This window comes from Streptomyces rhizoryzae, from assembly GCF_023155275.1.
In the GTDB taxonomy this organism is placed as follows: domain Bacteria; phylum Actinomycetota; class Actinomycetes; order Streptomycetales; family Streptomycetaceae; genus Streptomyces; species Streptomyces rhizoryzae.
The window spans coordinates 1-2736 of sequence record NZ_JALMUV010000106.1 but is presented as its reverse complement, the minus strand read 5'-3'; the positions used below and the strand labels follow the sequence as shown (position 1 = coordinate 2736).

The following is a 2736-nucleotide window of genomic DNA, read 5'->3' as shown; positions in this document are numbered from 1 at the left end:
ATCTGGCGTTGACTTTTGGCACGCTGTTGAGTTCTCAAGGAACGGACGCTTCCTTTGGATTCTCTTTCGAGTTTCCGCCGGGCGCTTCCCTTCGGTGTTTCACACTCTATCAGGCCTTTTCCGGCTTTCGGACCACCGCTTTTCCGTAGACATACGGAAGCGCGTGATTCGAGAATCTGGATCACCGCTCTGAGGAGTGCCGCCCACCCAGTCGGTCGCGCTGGAGCGCGGCTGGCTGTCCGGGGCAGGGCTCAGACAGTACAGCGGCGGGATGGACGAGGCAAATCGATTCGGCACGGACGGGGGCCTCAATCGGGCTCTGTCATGCGGAACCGTCAGTTCTTATGACTTACGCTTCTCAACGGTGCGCCGTCCGGGACAGGCAGTGACGGCGACCTGATGAATCTTCACCCCTGGGAGGTTTCCCATGACCACCGTGACGTCCCCTCTTGCCGGACGGGCCATCGGGCTCGCGGCAGTGCCGGACCCCGTCTTCTCCGGCGCGATGGTGGGTCCCGGTACCGCCATCGACCCCGATCGTGAGCCCTCGGAGGCGGTGTCGCCCGTGGACGGTGTGGTCGTCTCGCTGCATCCGCACGCGTTCGTCGTCGTCGATGCCGAGGGGCACGGCGTACTGACCCATCTCGGTATCGACACCGTGCAGCTCAACGGCGAGGGCTTCGAGCTGCTGGTGAACAAGGGCGACACCGTCACCCGCGGGCAGGCCGTCGTGCGCTGGAACCCGGCGGCGGTCGAGGAGGCCGGCAAGTCGCCGGTGTGCCCCGTCGTCGCGCTGGAGGCGACCGCGGACTCGCTCGGCGAGGTGCGCGAGGACGGCGAGGTCAAGGCCGGCGACGCGCTCTTCTCCTGGCAGTAGCAGCCGGGCGCCGTCGGGAGACGGCAGGTACGACATTCACCGCGGCGGCCGGGCCCGCCGCAACAACCGGAGACGGGTGACATGGAGACAACGCTGCGGGGCGTCGGGGTGAGCCACGGCGTGGCCATCGGCGAGGTGCGGCACATGGGGACGGCGGTGCTGGAGCCGCCGGCCAAGCAGATCCCGGCGGAGGAGGCGGAGCGTGAACAGGGGCGCGCCCGCCAGGCCGTGGAAGCCGTGGCCGCCGACCTGAACGCGCGGGGGAACCTGGCCGGTGGCGAGGCCCAGCACGTGCTGGAGGCCCAGGCCATGATGGCGCAGGACCCCGAGCTGATGGCCGACGTCGACCGGCGGATCGCGGTCGGCAGCACGGCGGAGCGTGCGGTGTACGACGCGTTCGCCGCCTACCGGGCGCTGCTGGCCGGGGCGGGTGAGTACCTGGCGGGCCGGGTGGCGGACCTCGATGACGTGCGGAACCGGATCGTCGCCCGGCTGCTGGGGGTGCCGATGCCGGGTGTGCCGGACAGCGATGAGCCGTATGTGCTGATCGCGCGGGATCTGGCGCCGGCCGACACGGCGCTGCTGGACCCGGCGCTGGTGCTCGGGTTCGTGACCGAGGAGGGCGGGCCGACCAGCCACAGCGCGATCCTGGCGCGGGCGCTGGGGGTGCCGGCGGTGGTGGCGCTGCCGGGCGCGGGTGAGCTCGTGGAGGGCACCGTGATCGCGGTGGACGGCAGCACCGGTGAGGTGTTCGTCGACCCGAGTGCCGAGAAGCGGGCGGAGCTGGCGAAAGCCGCGCAGGAGCGGAAGGCGGCGCTGGCGGCGTCGTCCGGTCCGGGGGCGACGTCCGACGGGCACAAGGTGCCGCTGCTGGCGAACGTCGGCGGTCCGGCGGATGTGCCGGCGGCGGTGGAGGCCGGTGCGGAGGGCGTCGGGCTGTTCCGTACGGAGTTCCTGTTCCTGGACGACAGCAAGCGGGCGCCGTCGGAGGAGAAGCAGGTCGAGGCGTACCGGAAGGTGCTGGAAGCCTTCCCGGAGGGGCGCGTGGTGGTGCGCGTGCTGGACGCCGGGGCGGACAAGCCGCTGGACTTCCTGACGCCGGCGGACGAGCCGAACCCCGCGCTGGGTGTGCGGGGCCTGCGGACGCTGCTGGATCACCCGGAGGTGCTGCGGACGCAGCTGTCCGCGCTGGCGAAGGCCGCCGAGGGGCTGCCGGTCTACCTCGAGGTCATGGCGCCGATGGTGGCGGACCGGATCGATGCCCGGGCGTTCGCGGACGCGTGCCGGGAGGCCGGGCTGCGGGCGAAGTTCGGGGCGATGGTGGAGATTCCGTCGGCGGCGCTGCGGGCGCGGTCGATCCTCCAGGAGGTGGAGTTCCTTTCGCTGGGGACCAATGACCTGGCGCAGTACACCTTCGCGGCGGACCGGCAGGTCGGTGCGGTGTCGCGGTTGCAGGATCCGTGGCAGCCGGCGCTGCTGGACCTGGTGGCGGCGTCCGCCGAGGCGGCGAAGGCCGAGGGCAAGAGCTGCGGGGTGTGCGGTGAGGCGGCCTCCGATCCGCTGCTGGCGTGTGTGCTGACGGGGCTGGGGGTCACCAGCCTGTCCATGGGCGCGGCGTCGATTCCGTATGTGCGGGCGACGCTGGCCAAGCACACGCTGGCGCAGTGTGAGCGGGCGGCGGCCGCGGCGCGGGCCGCGGACACCGCCGAGGATGCCCGGGCGGCCGCGCAGGCGGTGCTCTCCGGGGAGTGAGGCGGACGGCGCACGGCGCCGTGTGAGGTGATTCGGGACGGCCGTCCCGCCGGTGTGGCGGGGCGGCCGTTGCGCGTGCGCGGGCCGTGCGCGGGGTGGGGTGGGGC

At 72.0% G+C, this 2736-nt stretch carries 2 protein-coding genes; both read left to right on the top strand.

Features of this window, described 5'->3' with window-relative positions:
• The first annotated feature begins 427 nt into the window (after positions 1-427).
• Positions 428-877 (top strand): PTS sugar transporter subunit IIA, encoded by a 450-nt coding sequence (locus MUU72_RS35020; protein WP_248017501.1) that lies wholly within the window; start codon positions 428-430, stop codon positions 875-877.
• Between the two features lie 81 nt (positions 878-958).
• Positions 959-2629 (top strand): phosphoenolpyruvate--protein phosphotransferase, encoded by a 1671-nt coding sequence (ptsP, locus tag MUU72_RS35015; RefSeq protein ID WP_248017500.1) that lies wholly within the window; start codon positions 959-961, stop codon positions 2627-2629.
• Positions 2630-2736 lie beyond the last annotated feature (107 nt).

Excerpts from the sequence above, each read along its gene's own strand:
- MUU72_RS35020 (WP_248017501.1), top strand. The coding sequence starts at position 428 with ATGACCACCGTGACGTCCCCTCTTGCCGGACGGGCCATCGGGCTCGCG.
- ptsP (WP_248017500.1), top strand. The coding sequence starts at position 959 with ATGGAGACAACGCTGCGGGGCGTCGGGGTGAGCCACGGCGTGGCCATC.